Genomic DNA, 17,636 nt, shown 5'->3' with positions numbered 1-17,636 from the left:
CCTTTACCAAACCCAAATCGTATTAATTCCTAGAAAGAGGGGGAATCAACATGAAGCGTATACTTGCAATGATGATGGCGGCTGTACTGGCTATCGGAATCTCGGTCCCGTCGGCCGTACATGCGGAAGATCCAGTTATCAATGAAAAACTTGGTGTACCAATCGTCGTTTACGGCGTAGATTTATCGGATGCTGAGAAGGAAAGTGTTAAGATAAGCCTGGGTGTTGCACAGGAAGCGGAAGTTGAAGAAATATCCGTTAACGGTAGTGACCTTGTGAAGTATATTGAAAATGGCAATGGTAAAGCAAGAATGTATTCTTCTGCTAAAATTACAAGGCAAGAGGAAGGTAAAGGACTAGTCATCACAATTGTTACACCAGATAATATTACAGAAGTAACGTCGGAAATATATGCGACTGCTATGCTGACAGCTGGAATCGAAGACGCGGTTGTCGAAGTGGCAGCGCCGAAAAAAGTAACAGGTCATTCCGCGCTCGTTGGTATATACAAAGCATATGAAGTTACTGGTGAAAAACTTGATACGGAACGAACAGATGTCGCAAATGATGAATTAAATCTTGCGACGAAATTTGCGAAAGAATCCGGTGTTGATAGTGACAAAGTAGCAGAGCTTCTAACAGAAATTAAAAAGCAAATCTCAGAGAAAAACCCAGCGACAAAAGAAGACGTCGAGAAAATTGTTACAGAGCAAATGGAAAAACTCAATATTAATTTAAGTGATGCGGATCGTCAATTGCTCATAGACTTAATGGACAGAATTCGAAACTTAGATATCGATTTCAATAAATTATCCGAGCAATTATCGGATATGACATCGAAAATAAAAGAAACACTCGGTGATATTGATCCTGGATTTTGGGAAAGTGTGAAGGAGTTCTTTGCGAACCTATTCGAATCCGTTCAGTCGTGGTTTAAGTAATCGGGAAGCGAAGTAAAGTGTTGCACTGTAAATTAGAATTTATTGAAAAGGGGTAGTTTAGATGGAATTCGAATTTGTTGATCTAGGTGGGGACGCATTCGCGTTCCGTTACGAACAAGATGGCAACATGTTGGCAGAGATTACTTGGACGATTCTTGGGGATGTCATGGTAATGGATCATACATTCGTATCGACTGACTTACGAGGACAAGGCATGGCGAAAAAGTTGCTGGATCGCGCCGCGAACTATGCGCGTGAACAAGAGTTGAAAATGGAGCCTGTCTGCTCATATGTTGTAACTGCTTTTGAACGTTACAAAGATTATGAGGACGTAAAAGTATAAGGGAATCATAATAAAAGGCAATCCTTAGTTTTTAAACTAAGGATTGCCTTTTATAGTTAACTCACTAAAGTTATAATGTACACTAAGCTAGCTAACAAAGTAGAACCGGCGAGAGTATACATCATATCGGCTTGGCTGAAAATCAGTTTCTGCTCCATTTGTATCGTCTCCTTTCTTAATTCCGTCCAAAATGCCTTAATATATAAATTATACCCTTTTACTTTTCGATGAAACATTTTTTATCAAGTATTGTCCTTTTGTATGTTGATTAGCGGTTTTTAACAAGAAATGCTTGTAATCAGTCACACCGTTTGAGAGGAATTGCAGTTCATTCCTCCTTGGTAATCTTGTTGTGAATATCTGTCCGCTACGTACCTACAATTTTTAAGTGGAAAATAAAATTGTTTTGGAGAATGAAAGAAAAGCTCCTTCTTGGTGTTGTCTAACAATATGAAAAAAGTGAAACCTATTCTTTTTTTTAACGTATAATCATATATAGAATAAGAAAGAGGTGTTTTTTATGAGCCGTACAGCTGAAAAGATATTATCGATTTTTAGCGTCGTATTGACGACGATAGGTGTTATGATCAGTTTTGCTTCACTGGCTTTAGTTACTTATTTAAAATCGGACCCGTTGATTCAGAAAGAGTTCGAAGTGGAGATGCTGTTGATAGATCCGACATTAACTCCTGAACATATCGATATGTTCTATGGTGCATTTGATATTATAGGTGGGGTTATTTGGTTTATCATTATTAGCTTAATCGTCAGCTTAATCTTGACGATAATTGGAATGGTGAACATTTGGAAGAATAAAAATCCTAAACTTGCTGGGATAATGTTTATCATCGCTGGTTTGACGGCAGGAATTCTTACGTTATCTTCAATCCTTCTTTACATCGCGGCTATTCTTTGTTTTACAAAGAAAGCATCTCTAACACATGAAACGCAGTTCGTGGATGATAAGTATGATGGAACAATGAGACCTTTATAAGTAATTAAAAACACTTTCCTCCTATTGGGGGAAAGTGTTTTAATTAGTAGATAAGAAAGTATAAGTTTTTCTACACGGAACAGTGTTTGGCTTCAGGCGCAAAACGTTTTACTTAGCATTGGACATGTACGTGGCTATGAATATAAAATACATACTGGGCTGTTACCACAGGGTGGCCCTCGAAATATTCTTCAAAGACATCAAGTAACTCGAAGCCCTGCTTCTCGTAAAAGGCTCGTCCAACTGCATTGCGTTCGTCAACATAAACGAATAATTGTTGCGCATCCGTAAGTAACGACAAAGCATAGTCGATTAAATTTTTTCCGTAGCCCATTTTTTGATGAGATGGTAAAATATACATAGCAGTCAATTCAGAATCGCCATCTTCATCTTTCTTCGTGAAACTGGAAAAACCAACAGGAATACCTTCGCATTCCGCTACTAGCACATAGGTTTTCTCCATCCGTTTTAAGAGCATCGCTTCTGAATAGGATCGGTCGATAAATTTTTTCTGGATCTCCGCTGGAATAATATCTTTATAGGTCGCGCTCCAAGTCTTATAAACAATCTGTTGAACGTGCATACTATCCTCGGTAATCATAGGTCGGATCATTGCACTGTCACCTCTGCATTTCTTTTTGCTATCATAACAAAAAAATAGGATAAAAACTACCAATGTAATGAAAATGATATATATGGGAGAGACGTTAATATGCAGTGGACATATCACGAGTTTGGGGAATTAAGCGGACATGAAGTATATGAAATGTTAAAGTTGCGAGTCGATGTATTCGTCGTTGAGCAAAATTGTGCGTACCATGAAGTTGACGGTTATGATTATAGTGCGCTTCATATATTCTGCACAGATGAGGAGGGACTGGCAGCGTATGCGCGGCTTCTTCCGGCAGGTGTGAAGTATACGGGACCATCTATCGGTCGAGTTATTATCAGGAAGAATAGAAGAGGTACAGGGCTTGCACATATTCTTATGGAACGAAGTGTAGACTTTATTAAGACCCATTGGAAACCTGGGGATATTCATCTTCAAGCCCAGCACCATCTTGTAGGGTTTTATGGGGATCATGGATTTAATGCGGTTTCGGAGCCTTATGACGATGGAGGAATTCCCCATGTGGATATGATTTTATCAATATAAGAAAAATGAAAGTTTTTAAAATGATTGAAGAGGGTATACTATCTACAAATACATTTTCATTAAAACAGGGAGGAATGATTTAAATGGCTCGTAAAAGAAATAATAATTTACTACTTGCAACGATGGCGGCGGGGGCTTATGCCTACTTCAGTAAAAAAGAGAATAGAGACAAGGCGCAAGTGGCTTTCGGCAATATGAAAACTAAAGTCAATTCTTTCATGGAATCACAAAAATTGAACAAAAGTGCTGAAACGAAAGTCGGACATTCGGATCCGTATGATATTCAAGACAACAAGATGGTAAGTGAAGGTGCTCAAACGAGCGTCCATTATTATAACCAGGAAGTTGAAGACGATGTAGAGATGACGCCTGAAACAGACGGACTCTACCGTAAGAAAGAACAAGACGAACCTGGTGCGGAACAAACCAACAAATAAAATTCGTTTAATAAATACTAGAGGCACTTCCTATATGGAAGTGTTTTTTGAATTATGTTAGAAAATCTAGTAATGACCTTTTAAGAATTCGTAGTTCATAAATTGAAAGTATCCTAATAATATCTGTATTTTTCTGAAGTTGAAATCTCCGATATATCTGACTGATTGCGTTGTTGTAATTAAAGTTACCTTACACGTATATTCATGAGATATACCGGGAAAACACTGGGCGATTCGGGAGTAGTGTGGAAGGGAAGTATTCCTGTTACACGATTCCTAGGGAAGAAAGTAATTCTTGAATGGTCAATCATTGTAATTAGGGGACTAGGTAAGGTATAATTTATAATAGTTTGAAATAGTGAAGGTGAATCTAATGAAGAAGAAAATTGGATTAGTCGCGATGTTAATGACCACTGTCGTTTTTCTAAGCGGTTGTGCTGGCATTGAGAACAAAGAAGGTACATTCTATAATATTTTCGTTAAGCCAATGGATTGGCTACTACATTTTTTTAGTGATTTCTTTAACGGAAATTACGGTCTGTCGATTATTCTAATCACTGTATTAATTCGTATGATTCTTATGCCGCTAATGCTGAAGAATTATAAGTCGCAACAGAACATGAAAGTTAAAATGGATGCACTCCGTCCTGAGATGGAAGACATTCAAAAGCGTTTGAAAGAAGCGAAAGAAAAAGAACAAAAAGATGAGCAAATGAAGCTTCAGCAAGAAATGATGGGGCTTTATTCGAAGCATGGTGTCAATCCGCTTAATATGGGTTGTCTTCCGCTAATCATCCAGATGCCGATCATCATGGGCCTCTACTTCGCCATCCTCAATTCTACAGATGTGAAAACACATGAGTTCCTTTGGTTCAATCTCGGGGAACCCGATATGATTATGATGGTACTTGCCGGTGCGGTCTACTTCGTACAAGCACGAGTATCATTATGGACAATGCCGGAACAACAACAGAAACAGATGAAAGCGTTCATTTATTTATCGCCTATTATGATTATGTTCATATCATTCAATGCAATGGCGGCTTTGCCTCTTTACTGGGCAGTTGGCGGACTTCTCTTAATCTTCCAAACGTATTTAGGTCGTAAATTCTATTACAAGCATCCTGAAGTGGTTGTTGAAAGTAATGATGAAGCTGTAATTTTGGAAGAAGTAAATGAAGTAAAAGAAGTAAAAGAAGTAAAAGAAGTGAATTTAGAAAAAGTAGTGAAAAAGAAAGACAAGAAAGACGATAAATGAAAGTAGGCTGAAGAGAAATCTTCAGCCTTTTTTCTAATCCGGTACGATTCTAACGCAGCGAAGCCGCCTTATGGGTGTAGCTAGAGCATTATTCAACGGAATCATTCATTCAAACTATATAAATAGGATCAAACGGTGTGGATTATCTAGCCAAGGGAGGTTTATACAGTATGCAAACTAAATGGCTATTTGGAATCGGGATTGTAACAGCCGCATTAGCGTCCATTTATTTCATCATCAAGCTAGACCTAAATAATGCTGTTCTGTCGATGGTGGCTCTTTTTTCATTGACGAACGGGGCTCGGTCAGAATCCTTTCGAAAGCAGGGTATGATACGTGAGTCGAAATGGATGTTGTGGATGTCTATCTTTTTCGGGAGCGCTTTTGTAGTGTTGCTCATCGTCAATTTTGTTGTGTAAAGAAAAGACGCTCAACGGGAACTGAAACGCCTAGTGAGCGTCTTTTCTATGAGTCAATAAATGCAGCTCAATAAGCATATTTATTCCTAGTCATCAGAACAATGATGATAGCTGGAACAGAACAGATAATCATACCGATAAATGCGAGCCTTGGGGATCTGTCATAAATAATACTTGCTGCTGTTACGGATAAGCTTTTTCAATGGTTAGCCAGCCGGTCCAATAGGGCATAAATACGTCCCAAGTAAAGAAAAAAGTGAAGAAACTCAACGAAAGCCATCTTTGGTTATTCATTTGATTTATCATTTACAAACTTTTCAGTAATCTTGACATTAAATGATAGCATACGAAGACCACGAAGAAAAATGATGGTAGAATATAGATATATATTGAGAAGGTAGGCTTACTGATGAAACGAAAAAACAACTATACCAATAAAAAAAAGCAGGGTAAGGCATTAACGATTACTTTAGTTATTTCTGGTGTCATCATGACAGGTCTGGTAATTGGACTTGGAATGAATGACTGGGATGTAGAAAAAAGTATTAAAAAAGGCCAGGAAGCTATGGGCATGTCTGTTTCTGAAGAGGAAGAAGTCCCAGAAACAGAGCCAATCGAACTTCCTGACTCTGCAGGAGAACCGGACGAACCAGTGGTAGAACCGGATGCTGATGCTGATGCAACGAAAGAAGAGACTGAACCCGGGAAAGTACAAGAGGTTACACCAGAACAGAAAAAAACTGAGCAAAAAAATCCTCCATCTAAACCGTCTAAAAACACCGATGCCGGATCTAGCACTGAAGTGAAACAGACTCCATCGATTGATAACGGAGGATATATCGAAGGTCAGGTGCTTCCTAAGGAACCGAAGATTATAAAAGGGATTTTACTTGCCAATAAAAAGTATCCTCTTCCGACAACCTATGCACCGGGAGAAGACAAAAAAGCGCGTGCGGCATTTGAAAAAATGGCGGCAGAAGCAAAACTTGCAGATTTTAATCTCAATGCTTTCAGCACATATCGCTCGTTTGAATACCAGACGACACTTTACGATAGATATGTTGCCCGTGATGGTAAAAAAGCAGCAGATACGTACAGTGCACGCCCAGGGTATTCTGAACACCAAACAGGATTGGCATTCGACATAGGTGAAGTGAATTTCGAACAGCACTTTGCTTCATCATCATTTGGTGAAACAGCAGCTGGGAAATGGGTGGCAGCAAATGCCCACAGATTCGGTTTCGTCATGCGCTATCCTGAAGGGAAAGAACAGATTACAGGGTATATGCATGAGTCTTGGCATTTCCGTTATGTGGGTACTGAAATTGCAGCTGAAATCTTCAACCGAAATCTTACGTTAGAAGAATATTTAGGGGTCCAATAAACGCATAATTGACTTGGATTTCCATATACTAAAAGGGACGTACCGTATTAACGGTGCGTCCCTTTAGTTTACGTCAAGATTCTAGCGTTTTTGTTTGTTATAGAATGGGTGAAAGCAATCGTGAAACTGATTCCTTTATTTTAATCATTTGTGATCGTTCCAAATACATTTCATAGGTCAATTCTGTCGATAATTGTATATCTTGTTCGAAAAGCATAGCTAATTCATGTGATTTTTCACGATCATAAATGAAGGCGTTAACTTCGAAGTTTAACTTGAAGCTACGCACATCAATATTGGCAGTTCCGACAGAAGAAAGCTCATCATCGACAACAATCTGCTTTGTATGCAAGAAGCCGTTTTCGTAGATATATACTTTGGCTCCTGCCTTCAACAATTTACCAACATTCGAATACGTTGCCCAATAAACAAACATATGGTCAGGTTTGTTCGGAATCATTATCCGTACATCGACCCCTGAAAGGCAGGCGATGCGCAGTGCGTCCAGGAAACTAACGTCTGGGATGAAGTAAGGTGATTGAATATAAATATACTTTTTTGCAATGAAAATCATTTTCAAATAACCGTCTTTAATCTGCTCCCACTCAGAGTCAGGTCCACTTGAAACAATTTGCATCCCTACCGTACCTTTTTGGGGAATTGCTGGGAAAAATCGCTCTGCATATTCGATATCATTTTTTTCGGATGCTTGGTTCCAGTCCAATATAAATCTTGTCTGCAGCGGGTGCACGGCACTTCCTTCAATACGAAGATGTGTATCGCGCCAATAGCCGAACTTCTTATTCAGTCCCAGGTATTCATCACCGACATTGAAGCCGCCCACATAACCAATTCGCCCATCGATAACAACGATTTTTCTATGATTTCGGAAATTCATACGAGGATTGATGAGCGGTAAAGTAGCTGGGAAAAATGCTTCAACATCTCCACCGTTATCAATCAGTTCTTGCAAATGTCTCTTGCGGAGTCCGCGAGAACCGATTGCGTCGAATAACAAACGTACTTTTACACCTTGCTTTGCTTTTTTGATTAAAACGCTTAGTATCCTCGTGCCGAGGGTATCCAACTTGAAAATATAATATTGAAAATGAATATGATCTTTCGCTTGTTCGAGGTCTTGGATGAGTGATTCGAATTTTGCGGCGCCGTCATTAAAAACTTGGACGTCATTGTCTTGCGTCAAAACAGCATGGTTGTTTCTAAGGTGGAGGTAGATCATATCTTTGTAATGAGACGTGTCATCGAGTCTAAATTCGAGGGTGTCTTCTTCGATTGCTTTTATTTGAAAATCTATTAATTGATCAATCCCGATTTTACTCCGACCCTCCCAGCGGAAAAGATGTTTTTCTCTCAGCTGTCTACCGAGTAAGAGGTAGATGAAGAAGCCAAAAAACGGAATGAAAAATAAAACGAGAAGCCATGCCCATGTTGTAGTAGGATCTCTTCTTTCAAGAAAAATAAGGGCAACCGCAAGAAATATGTTCAAGATAAGTATTGCAGTCAATGAAATACTAATTAGTTGGGCCATACGCGACCTCCTTTGCAAATAATGACGATACTGCTAGTATACCGTATAACTATGGGAAACGAAGATAATATAGGAAACTAAATAATTAAAACCCTACTTGACTGATAGGTATTGATGGTATAAAGTGAATTCTATACATTGCGCTTATATAAACATTAGGGGGAATAAAGAGTGGATACATTATTACTAATCCTGAACATTGCCGGATTGCTTTTACTGGTTGGTATACTATATAGTATGCATCGCAAAAAGCTTTCGTTTTCGAAACGTGTATTTACAGGGCTGGGGCTTGGGATTGCATATGGACTTATTTTACACTTTGCATACGGTACAGATTCTGCGGTATTGAAGGAGTCTATACCATGGTTTAACTTAATAGGTACAGGATATGTTAAATTACTTCAGATGATTGTTATGCCACTTGTCTTCATTTCTATCCTTGGGGCATTCACGAAAATAACAATTGGCAAGAACTTTGGTAAAATGGCTGGATTAATATTAGGGCTTCTTATCGGAACAACAGCGATCGCTGCAGTTATCGGGATTTCTGTTACACTTCTCTTCGGTCTTGATGCATCGGAAATTGTGCAAGGGGAAGCTGAACTTGCACGTGGCGCTTCCATAGAAGAACGTTCTGCAGGTATTGCGGATCGTACATTGCCAGATCAGTTGATCGACTTATTACCAGGGAATCCGTTCCTTGATTTAACGGGCGCACGTCCGACATCGACAATTGGAGTAGTTATCTTCGCTGCATTTCTAGGATTTGCATATTTGACACTTACGAGAAAAGATGAAAAAAATGCGGCTACAGTGAAAAAAGGAATCGATGCGATTTATTCTTTGATCATGGGAGTTGTAAAAATCGTTCTGCGCTTGACTCCGTACGGTATTCTAGCGATTATTGCTACCACCGTAGCGACGTCTGACTTTGCCGCTATATATAGTTTAGGTAAGTTTGTACTTGCTTCATATGTAGCCATTTTGGTTATGTTCGGTATTCACTTAATCATTATTACACTGTCGGGATTAAACCCAATTACTTACTTGAAAAAAGCAGGGGAAGTTTTGATATTCGCTTTCTCTTCACGGTCGAGTGCAGGGGCACTTCCACTTAACATTGATACACAGACGAATCGCCTCGGCGTTCCTGATGGGATTGCCAACTTTGCGGGCTCATTCGGCTTATCAATCGGTCAAAATGGTTGTGCTGGAATCTACCCTGCGATGCTCGCAGTGATGATTGCACCTTCAGTAGGACAGAATCCGCTTGAACCAACATTCCTTATAACATTGATTGCTATTGTGGCAATCAGCTCATTCGGAGTTGCTGGAGTTGGCGGCGGAGCAACATTCGCTGCGATTCTTGTTCTGTCAGCGCTTAACTTGCCAGTTGTATTAGCAGGACTGTTGATTTCAGTAGAACCGCTTATCGACATGGGCCGTACAGCATTAAATGTCAGTGGTTCTATGACAGCCGGTGTTACGACTGCACGTGTGACAGGTGAATTGGATAAAGATATATACAATGCTCCGCTTGATAAACAGACGTCTGAAGCATAAGTCGTTTATCGACGATAAAGTGTGTTTGACAAATTATAAAAAATACCGCAGAAGACGTCATATCGTCTTCTGCGGTATTTTTTATCTTGTAATTAGTTTATGTGTGGCCATGATGAAATCTTTGTATGGGGTGTGTGGCATTATTGATATATTTTCTACTGCAATGTCAATGAGACGTGTCGCTTCAACTGAGTTACCAAGCTCCGCATGGCAAAGTGCTTGGTATGCATCCTTTTCGTAAAGCCTGGATAAGTCGAAGGGATGATGGGTGTAATCAGCGATTGTAACTTTTTCAAGGAATACAAGTGCTTGTTCAAAGTCATGTAATCCGAAGAGAGATATCCCTTGTTCTTGGTTGATAAATGACTCATATTCCTTAGAATAACCATCTTTTTCTAAAATTGAATTTAATAAGAGATGAGCTTCTTTATAGGACTTTTTAAACGAATTTAAATAATGGACCTCTACAAATTCTGCGTAAAAGAGCGCATCTTGGTCGTCAGCAAAATCTCCATATTGCGTTATTTTCTTTATATAATATGCGTATTCTACGTCATCTCCATTCATCATCGCATGCATAACTGCAAGTCTATATAAGTAATCTATACGATAAAACACCTGTTTCTCCTTCGAAAACTCGATACCGCTCTTCATGATCCGGATAGCTGATTCGGAATCACCTACTGCGAAGTGAAGAATTGCTTCCGTGTAGTCAAAGTCTAGTCGTGTCATTGGGTCGATATAGGCATTGGTTGCTTCGATTTCAGAACGTTCTCGGAGCAGGATTGTAAGCGACTCGTCATAGTTATGTTCTGTGAATTTGACCAACGCCCGAAATGCACCGATACTGGCGCGCCTCTGAATAATTTTCATCTGCTCATAGATAGTCGCAGCCCGATCAGAAAACGCCTGCCAACCATCCTTTTTTTCATAATGAAGACAGCGGCTATACATTTCCAGTAGGCGTGCAGATTCGTACCCTTGCGTCAATTTTTCTGTATAAGGTTCAACTAACGTAATGAGTTGTCTCAATTCATCCGTCAGTTCATCAAACTCGGTATTGAATAACTTCTCTGCCTTCTCCAACACTTCTCTTAACTCCTGCGTACTCACTTCTTCCAGCAACTCGGAAACTTCAACGCCTAGCCTACCCGCTATATAAGAAAGGCTGTCCATCGAAGGGTTCGCCTTGTTGTTCTCAATCAAGCTCAGCATGCCTTTCGTCAAGCCTTCTCCTGCAAGTGCTTCTAACGTAAGTTTCTGTTGTTTTCTTAGTTTACGTATTCTCTCACCTAACGTTTCGATAGAGCACACCTCCATGATTATCAATTATGCCTCGGCGTAATTGCGTCCAGATTTTGAATTGAGCAAAGCTCAATTAACTCACTTCAAAATCTGTGACATCCGCCGGAGGCTTCAATTTAATTCAGCTAGATCTTGAACTTAGCTGAATTAAATTGAATATAGTTTAATTATATTAAACTTACGCTTGTAATGGAAGAGGGAGCGTGTTATTGTTTGTTTAATCAGATTAAACATTATGAGGCGGGGTGTTTGCGTGGAAGAGGTTTTGAAGCTTAAAAAAGCAACATATCACTTGTGGACGTTCACCATCAGCAAGCTTATTTCTTCATTCGGATCACAAGTATACGCGTTTGCAATTAGTTTTTATATTTTACAAGAGACTGGATCCGCGACAAGTTTTGCGATGAATCTCATTTGTAGCCTTATACCGAGGATGCTTATTGCACCTTTTGCAGGTTATGCGGTCGACAAGTATTCAAGAAAAACAATTATTATTACAGCTCAAATCGCTTCAACTTTTGCGATAGGGGGGCTCTTACTTGTCAGTTTGACAGCAGGTTTATCTCTAGTTGCAATCTATGCGACAACCGTCATTTTATCGATTACATCTACATTTTCGGGTGTAGCATTCAGTTCATCCATAACAGGACTTGTCGATGAGACTCGGATTCAAAAAGCAATGTCTATGAATCAGATGTCCATTTCATTTGCGGCAATCGGAGGCCCAGCGGTAGGTGGTTTAATGTACGGAACCGTGTCAATGCCTGTGTTTCTTATAATATACATGACTGCTTCGATTATTGGCGTATTTCTTGAATCAACGATGAATTTTAAGTTATTTGCGAAACGCAAAGAAGTAATAGCAGGGGAACCAAAGGAATCCATGATACAAAGTATGAAAGCCGGGTTAGCCTATTTAAAACTTCAGCCGATTCTCATTGCGCTCATCTGGATTGCCTTATTCGTCAACTTCCTATTTGGTGCATTCCAAGTTGGTTATGCCTTCATTCTAATTGAAAAAATGAAGATGGATTCAACGCATTTCGGGTTAACGGAAGGTGCATTTGCGGTGGGAATGCTGCTGTTATCCATCTATTTATCAATGCGAAAAGAAGTGAAGTACCCGTTGCTCGTGGGAAAACGAGGCGTTCTTTGTCTGAGTGTCATTATGGGAAGCGTGGCGCTGCCGCTATTAATACCTATGCAATATGGGCTAATGTTTGGGTTATACGTGTTCCTCATGTTCAGCTTAGGAGCAACATTGATCATGGTAAATACGCCCATGCAAGTAATGATGCAGAAAATGATTGACGATGATTATAAGGGGCGCGTCTTTTCAATCCTGGAAACAATGGGGATGGCACTTATGCCGCTTGGAGTAGTTATCTATGGATTCTTATACGATATATTTCCGGCACAGTGGATTCTCATCGGTTCAAGCCTCTTGTTAATTGGCGCCGTTCTATTCCTTGCTAGACCTTCTGTTGTACGAAAGGCGCATCCTGAACTAGGGGATTCAAAAGTGGAAAAGGCAGAGGCTGTTTCGGAGTAATTATTCACAGTGTTTATTTTTGTGAAATAGGAAAGGCAACCTTTCATCAATTTTAGAAAGGTTGCCTTTTGTGTTGACAATATTTATTCAGCCGCTGCTTCCAAAGTTCGCAACGATTTAGAGGACTTTCTAAACGCAAAAATTAGCGCTATAGATAGAACTGCAAGAATTGAGGAAATGAGATACATATTGTCGGCTTGTTGCGTGAAAATCCAAGTGAATAATAGTGGACCGATAATGCGTCCCATATTGTCCATGGAATACGTCATTCCGGCAGCCGTTCCGTATTTCCCGCCAGATTCTTTTGTTGTTAATGAAACGAGTACAGTACGGGCGAGTGCGTTCCCAGCAGTGAAGACGCTTAACGCAAAGCCTGCCCAGAAGAGACTTGAAGTGAAAGGGATAAGGAAAAGTCCAAGTGCGGTAACTATCTGAGCACCAATAATCCATTTTGTTTCTGTTCCGTTTTTTACACGGCGTACGACACCGCCCTGAATCGCTGCATCGACAAAACCACTAGCCATAAACAAGTAACCAAGCTGAAGAGGTGTGATTTCGATTTTCGATATTTGGAACAATTGAAACGTTGATTCGAGTCCAGCAAGAAGGAAAGTCACCATAAACGAAAATAGGAACAAATAACGAATCCTGTATTGCCACAGTGTAGCTGCACCTTTTGGAAGGAGAGCGCGTTTGTTTGCCACGCCACGTCGTTCCGGCTCTTTCAAAATGATTCCGGCATAAACCATAAGAAGTACTATCAATACACCGGACGCCAAAAAAGGTAATTGAAGACTGACATTACCAAGTACACCACCAATTGCCGGTCCGAAAATGAAACCAAGTCCAATTGACATGCCAAGCAGTCCCATATATTTGTTGCGGTTCTCTTCATCCGTCATATCTGCAACGAATCCAGTGACCGCGGTGTAAAGCGCACCTGAAAATATCCCACCCACAACGCGCGACACATACAATAGTGGCAAGTTTTCGATGAACAGAGCAAACAGGAAGAAACTAAGACTAAAGCCGATAAGCCCTATTAAAATGAGCTTTTTTCTTCCAGTTCGGTCTGACAAAGCACCCCAGAGCGGTGCGGTGAAGAACGAAGCGAGAGCGTAAACGGTTAGTAATCCGCCAACATGCACTTCGGAATAACCTTGTTGCAAAATAACTTCAGGAAGAATTGGAATAATAATTCCGAACCCGAGGTAAACGAAAAATTGTACGGACATAAGAAGAAGGATTGCTTTTTTCATAAATCAAACCCACTTTCTGCTAAATCAATACCCTTATTCTACTCTTCACTCGTCATTCGGACAACGGTAAAGGGTGAAGATGGCAACTTCACAACGTAAAAGTAAAACTAAACAACAATCTCCTCAAAAATTTGCTCAGGAGTAAAAAAAACACTGCAGAAGAAAATAGCAGTGCCATCTATCTTATCAATACCCACAGAGTTATAGGCTAGTACCTATAACAAGTTCCGTTTACTATTGCGTACTGTTAATCGGCTCATCTTAACCTTATCTGCAACGCGTAATAAATCTCTGTGCATCAGTGTATCGTAAACTGCAGTTGTCCGCGGTAGTGTCGTTACATTATTGTTGTACGTCGAATCCTTGATCTTCAATCGTATCTGTAATTTGCCCCAAATTGACTTTTTTACCTTGGTAATCGATTTCCACGCTGCTTGATTCAAGATTGACTTTTACTTTATTTACTCCTACTAGTTTCCCTACGCTTTCTTCCACAGCTTTTACGCAATGTCCGCAAGTCATACCTGTAACGTTTAGTGTTGTAGTTTCTGTCATAATTTTTCCCTCCTCATTTTCGCATTAGTTTTGTAATTGTAATAAGCAGTTCATCAAGAACATCATCGTCGCCTTCTGTGAGGCGGTCTTTGACGCAGCCTTTCAGATGACCATCGAGCAGCACTTTTGCCACACTATTGAGCGCAGACTGGGTTGCGGACAACTGAGTGATGATGTCATCGCAGTACACGTCTTTTTCAACCATGCCTCTAATTTGTCCTTCAATCCGGTTCAATCGATGAACCATGTTCGTTTTCACGATTTCTGGATGATGGCTTTTGCGACATGACTGTATTGCCGCCTCTTCTGGAAACTCATCTAAGATCAGGTCTTTTGTCAATTACCCACCTCCTTTCGTTATCTCGAGTATATTGTACCCTGAAGAGGGTATGTTAATGTGAATGTCATTTTTATTTCGATGTATGAAACATTTACAAAAAGTCCACAATTGTAACATAAAAGAAAGATTAAAAAGTGGACAGGAGTGGTATGATTGTAGTAGGAAGAAAAAGAACGACATTTATTTGCGAAAAGAAACTTTGCGTATGCGTATTCGTCTATAACTAATAGAAAGGTCGAGGTGGAATAGATGGCTAAAGAAGTTGATTTGAAAAGAATCATCTCCAACTTGGCGAAGTTGGGTGTTTCGGCTACGAAGACCAAATCCCGTCTGGAAATGCTGAAAGCCCTCGCGCCACCTGCACAAGCCCCACAAATTCAATCTCAATAAAAAAGTGATACTGTCTAGACAAAAAAAGCTTCGACGGATTTTACCGTCGAAGCTTTTTTGTCTAGACTATAGCGGCCAAACGCTTCTGCTTTTCTTTACTCGTCTTCATCCGAACTAAACATATACGATCTATGATGGAATTTCATGCTGAATACGAGCCCAATCGCGAGCATATTCCCCATAAGTGAACTTCCGCCGTAACTAATGAACGGTAATGGAATACCAGTAATCGGAAGCAACTGAATTGTCATGCCGATGTTTTCGAAAACGTGGAATGTAATCATCGCGATAATACCTGCGCATATGTACGTACTGAACGGGTCTTTCAATTCGAGCGTGATTTTAGTCAAATGATAGATGAGGAAGAAGTACAAACAAATGACCAGGCTTGCTCCGATGAATCCCCAATCTTCACTAATCGTCGTGAAAATGAAATCGGTATGACTTTCCGCGACATACACTTCGCGGCCTTGGTATCCTTTACCGAAAACTTCGCCAGAGCCAATTGCATTGAGCGACGTGATAAGGTGACGTCCCTCATTAGAAGAGTAAGAGTACGGATCGAGCCACGAGTATATCCGTTCAAAATGATAAGGTTTGAACCCGAATTTGTTTAAAAAGTCTTGAGCATACAGGGCCATCCAAAGAAGTATAGCTCCAAGTGTTGCCGTACCGAGGAATGAAGGTAAAATGATACGCCAAGTGATACCGGATACAATGATGAATGCTGCTGTAATGGCAATGAAGACAAGACCAGTTCCTAAATCAGTCTGTAACATGATAAATATCCAAGGAATCATGAAAATAATGAGGATTTTTCCAAGCAAATAAAAGTCTGTTTTCAACGTCTTATCCGCAAATTTTTCATGATGTTGCGTAATCATGCGTGCCATACCAATGATGAAGAATGTTTTCATGAATTCAGCTGGTTGAATACTCCCTAGACCAGGTAGATGGAACCAACTTTTTGCACCGTTTCTTGGTGCGACGAGCTCCATAGAATCGGGAAGGAAATTTAATAGAGCTAATAGAAATATTCCTCCGCCGTAAATAATCCAGGCCGCTTTTTTATATTGGTCAGGATCCAAAAGCATCGTGACGGCAATAATGACACAACTGACCACGTACCATCGAATTTGTATAGGTACAAAGTTGACGGGCACGTTGTTTAAATCCTTGTATTGGCCGGTCGTTTGAGCGGAAGCAATCGCGAATAGGCTGACAAGGAAAAATAACAGCAAAATAAATGCGAGTGTCCAGTCAAAACGATCTGCGGGTTTGTTAGTCATTTTCAAATATAATCACCTATGTTCCAAAGTTTGATAGTTTTGATTAGCACTCAATAGTATAACGCATCGACACCAAGGATGCATGCCTTCATTTATAGACGCATTGGCAATCGCAAAGTTGCCTCAATAAAGACGAACGTGCTAAACTTGTGGGAAAATTGATGGCTACTTTCATTTTATTGATAGAGAGGGGTCATCGTTATGGCATGGATTTATTTACTTTTCGCAGGCATGACTGAAATCATCTGGGCAATTGGATTGAAAGAAGCACAGGGTTTCACAGTCCTTCTACCTTCATTAGTAACGCTGATTTTCATCGTCGTTAGCTTTTTCCTGTTCGCGAAAGCGATGGAGACAATACCCATTGGCACTGCATATGCTATTTTTACGGGAATAGGTACGGCTGGAACAGCCATTATCGGTATCTTCATGTTCAATGAGGGAGTGAGTGTTGGCAAACTGTTTTTTCTGGTGCTACTACTCGTTGGTATCGTTGGACTTAAACTTGCTGATGGAAAGGAGGAGGCTGAATAATGTCATGGTTAATCCTTGTCATTGCAGGTCTTTTCGAGGTGGCGTTCGTCATCATGATGAAACTATCCGTTGGGTTCAAGAATAAAAAATATACGATCTTGACTGTTTTATCTGGAGCACTCAGTTTCTATCTATTATCAGTCGCCATGAAGGATATCCCTGTCGGAACGGGATACGCGGTTTGGGCAGGTATTGGTGCAGCGGGCAGTGTACTGATAGGCATGTCTTTCTTTCGTGAAAAGCGAAGCGTGCTGAAGTTCCTGTTTTTATCCTTCATCATTGCAGGTGTTACGGGTCTTAAGTTATTTGGGTAAAGAACTTACATAAATTCATCATGAATGTGTGCTGTTCATGGTAAACTGAAGGAA

The 17,636-nt window shown here is 40.1% G+C and carries 20 protein-coding genes; 13 read left to right on the top strand and 7 right to left on the bottom strand.

Annotated elements, in window-relative coordinates:
- Window positions 1-50 precede the first annotated feature (50 nt).
- The 3 genes from FQ087_RS15655 to FQ087_RS15645 all read left to right on the top strand — a co-directional run bounded on the left by FQ087_RS15655 (window position 51) and on the right by FQ087_RS15645 (window position 2,278).
- Window positions 51-941: a DUF1002 domain-containing protein gene (locus tag FQ087_RS15655; RefSeq protein WP_149581539.1), complete on the top strand. Its 891-nt coding sequence runs from the start codon at window positions 51-53 to the stop codon at window positions 939-941.
- Window positions 942-1,002: 61 nt separating this feature from the next.
- Window positions 1,003-1,284 carry a GNAT family N-acetyltransferase gene (locus FQ087_RS15650; RefSeq protein WP_149581538.1) on the top strand — a complete coding sequence of 94 codons (282 nt, stop codon included), beginning with the start codon at window positions 1,003-1,005 and terminating at the stop codon, window positions 1,282-1,284.
- 520 nt (window positions 1,285-1,804) lie between these two features.
- On the top strand, window positions 1,805-2,278 hold the full coding sequence (locus tag FQ087_RS15645; protein WP_149581537.1) for a DUF4064 domain-containing protein: 474 nt from the start codon (window positions 1,805-1,807) through the stop codon (window positions 2,276-2,278).
- 112 nt (window positions 2,279-2,390) lie between these two features.
- Here the strand turns inward: FQ087_RS15645 and FQ087_RS15640 are convergent, their stop codons facing one another.
- Window positions 2,391-2,891, bottom strand: a complete 501-nt coding sequence (locus tag FQ087_RS15640) for a GNAT family N-acetyltransferase (protein WP_149581536.1) — start codon at window positions 2,889-2,891, stop codon at window positions 2,391-2,393.
- A gap of 99 nt (window positions 2,892-2,990) precedes the next feature.
- Here FQ087_RS15640 and FQ087_RS15635 point away from each other — a divergent pair, with 99 nt between their 5' ends.
- From FQ087_RS15635 to FQ087_RS15615, 5 genes are all read left to right on the top strand, one after another.
- Window positions 2,991-3,434 (top strand): GNAT family N-acetyltransferase, encoded by a 444-nt coding sequence (locus FQ087_RS15635; RefSeq protein ID WP_149581535.1) that lies wholly within the window; start codon window positions 2,991-2,993, stop codon window positions 3,432-3,434.
- Between the two features lie 83 nt (window positions 3,435-3,517).
- Window positions 3,518-3,871, top strand: a complete 354-nt coding sequence (locus FQ087_RS15630) for a hypothetical protein (RefSeq protein ID WP_149581534.1) — start codon at window positions 3,518-3,520, stop codon at window positions 3,869-3,871.
- Between the two features lie 373 nt (window positions 3,872-4,244).
- Window positions 4,245-5,129 carry a membrane protein insertase YidC gene (yidC, locus tag FQ087_RS15625; RefSeq protein WP_149581533.1) on the top strand — a complete coding sequence of 295 codons (885 nt, stop codon included), beginning with the start codon at window positions 4,245-4,247 and terminating at the stop codon, window positions 5,127-5,129.
- A 170-nt stretch (window positions 5,130-5,299) separates the two neighbouring features.
- Window positions 5,300-5,548, top strand: coding sequence for a hypothetical protein (locus FQ087_RS15620; protein ID WP_149581532.1), 249 nt, complete (start codon window positions 5,300-5,302; stop codon window positions 5,546-5,548).
- A 409-nt stretch (window positions 5,549-5,957) separates the two neighbouring features.
- On the top strand, window positions 5,958-6,932 hold the full coding sequence (locus tag FQ087_RS15615; RefSeq protein ID WP_255452382.1) for a M15 family metallopeptidase: 975 nt from the start codon (window positions 5,958-5,960) through the stop codon (window positions 6,930-6,932).
- Window positions 6,933-7,029: 97 nt separating this feature from the next.
- On the opposite strand, the gene cls is transcribed toward FQ087_RS15615, so the two are convergent.
- Complete coding sequence (gene cls, locus FQ087_RS15610) at window positions 7,030-8,481, bottom strand: cardiolipin synthase (RefSeq protein WP_149581531.1); 1,452 nt, start codon at window positions 8,479-8,481, stop codon at window positions 7,030-7,032.
- 237 nt (window positions 8,482-8,718) lie between these two features.
- Between cls and FQ087_RS15605 the strand changes: the two genes are divergently transcribed.
- Window positions 8,719-10,044 carry an L-cystine transporter gene (locus tag FQ087_RS15605; RefSeq protein WP_149581948.1) on the top strand — a complete coding sequence of 442 codons (1,326 nt, stop codon included), beginning with the start codon at window positions 8,719-8,721 and terminating at the stop codon, window positions 10,042-10,044.
- Between the two features lie 81 nt (window positions 10,045-10,125).
- On the opposite strand, the gene FQ087_RS15600 is transcribed toward FQ087_RS15605, so the two are convergent.
- Window positions 10,126-11,364 carry a helix-turn-helix domain-containing protein gene (locus FQ087_RS15600; RefSeq protein WP_149581947.1) on the bottom strand — a complete coding sequence of 413 codons (1,239 nt, stop codon included), beginning with the start codon at window positions 11,362-11,364 and terminating at the stop codon, window positions 10,126-10,128.
- A gap of 238 nt (window positions 11,365-11,602) precedes the next feature.
- On the opposite strand from FQ087_RS15600, the gene FQ087_RS15595 reads away from it, so the two are divergent.
- A complete protein-coding gene (locus FQ087_RS15595) occupies window positions 11,603-12,901 on the top strand; it encodes an MFS transporter (RefSeq protein WP_149581530.1) in 1,299 nt (432 codons plus the stop codon).
- Window positions 12,902-12,984: 83 nt separating this feature from the next.
- Here FQ087_RS15595 and FQ087_RS15590 read toward each other — a convergent pair whose 3' ends face one another.
- The 3 genes from FQ087_RS15590 to FQ087_RS15580 form a co-directional block, all read right to left on the bottom strand.
- Window positions 12,985-14,160 carry an MFS transporter gene (locus FQ087_RS15590; RefSeq protein WP_149581529.1) on the bottom strand — a complete coding sequence of 392 codons (1,176 nt, stop codon included), beginning with the start codon at window positions 14,158-14,160 and terminating at the stop codon, window positions 12,985-12,987.
- 342 nt (window positions 14,161-14,502) lie between these two features.
- Complete coding sequence (gene copZ / locus FQ087_RS15585; protein WP_149581528.1) at window positions 14,503-14,715, bottom strand: copper chaperone CopZ; 213 nt, start codon at window positions 14,713-14,715, stop codon at window positions 14,503-14,505.
- 13 nt (window positions 14,716-14,728) lie between these two features.
- Window positions 14,729-14,962 carry a metal-sensitive transcriptional regulator gene (locus FQ087_RS15580; RefSeq protein WP_149581946.1) on the bottom strand — a complete coding sequence of 78 codons (234 nt, stop codon included), beginning with the start codon at window positions 14,960-14,962 and terminating at the stop codon, window positions 14,729-14,731.
- A gap of 342 nt (window positions 14,963-15,304) precedes the next feature.
- Here FQ087_RS15580 and FQ087_RS22505 point away from each other — a divergent pair, with 342 nt between their 5' ends.
- Window positions 15,305-15,445, top strand: a complete 141-nt coding sequence (locus FQ087_RS22505; protein WP_188006779.1) for an Lmo0850 family protein — start codon at window positions 15,305-15,307, stop codon at window positions 15,443-15,445.
- A 95-nt stretch (window positions 15,446-15,540) separates the two neighbouring features.
- Here the strand turns inward: FQ087_RS22505 and FQ087_RS15575 are convergent, their stop codons facing one another.
- Complete coding sequence (locus FQ087_RS15575) at window positions 15,541-16,734, bottom strand: FtsW/RodA/SpoVE family cell cycle protein (protein WP_149581527.1); 1,194 nt, start codon at window positions 16,732-16,734, stop codon at window positions 15,541-15,543.
- Window positions 16,735-16,935: 201 nt separating this feature from the next.
- Here FQ087_RS15575 and FQ087_RS15570 point away from each other — a divergent pair, with 201 nt between their 5' ends.
- Complete coding sequence (locus tag FQ087_RS15570) at window positions 16,936-17,268, top strand: DMT family transporter (RefSeq protein ID WP_149581526.1); 333 nt, start codon at window positions 16,936-16,938, stop codon at window positions 17,266-17,268.
- Complete coding sequence (locus FQ087_RS15565; protein WP_149581525.1) at window positions 17,268-17,582, top strand: DMT family transporter; 315 nt, start codon at window positions 17,268-17,270, stop codon at window positions 17,580-17,582. Before FQ087_RS15570 ends, FQ087_RS15565 begins: the two co-directional genes overlap by 1 nt.
- The last annotated feature ends 54 nt before the right edge of the window (window positions 17,583-17,636 follow it).

Origin of the sequence: Sporosarcina sp. ANT_H38 (assembly GCF_008369195.1) — a bacterium.
Lineage (GTDB): Bacteria > Bacillota > Bacilli > Bacillales_A > Planococcaceae > Sporosarcina.
The sequence above is the reverse complement of the archived record's forward strand: the minus strand, read 5'-3'. Positions and strand labels throughout refer to the sequence as shown.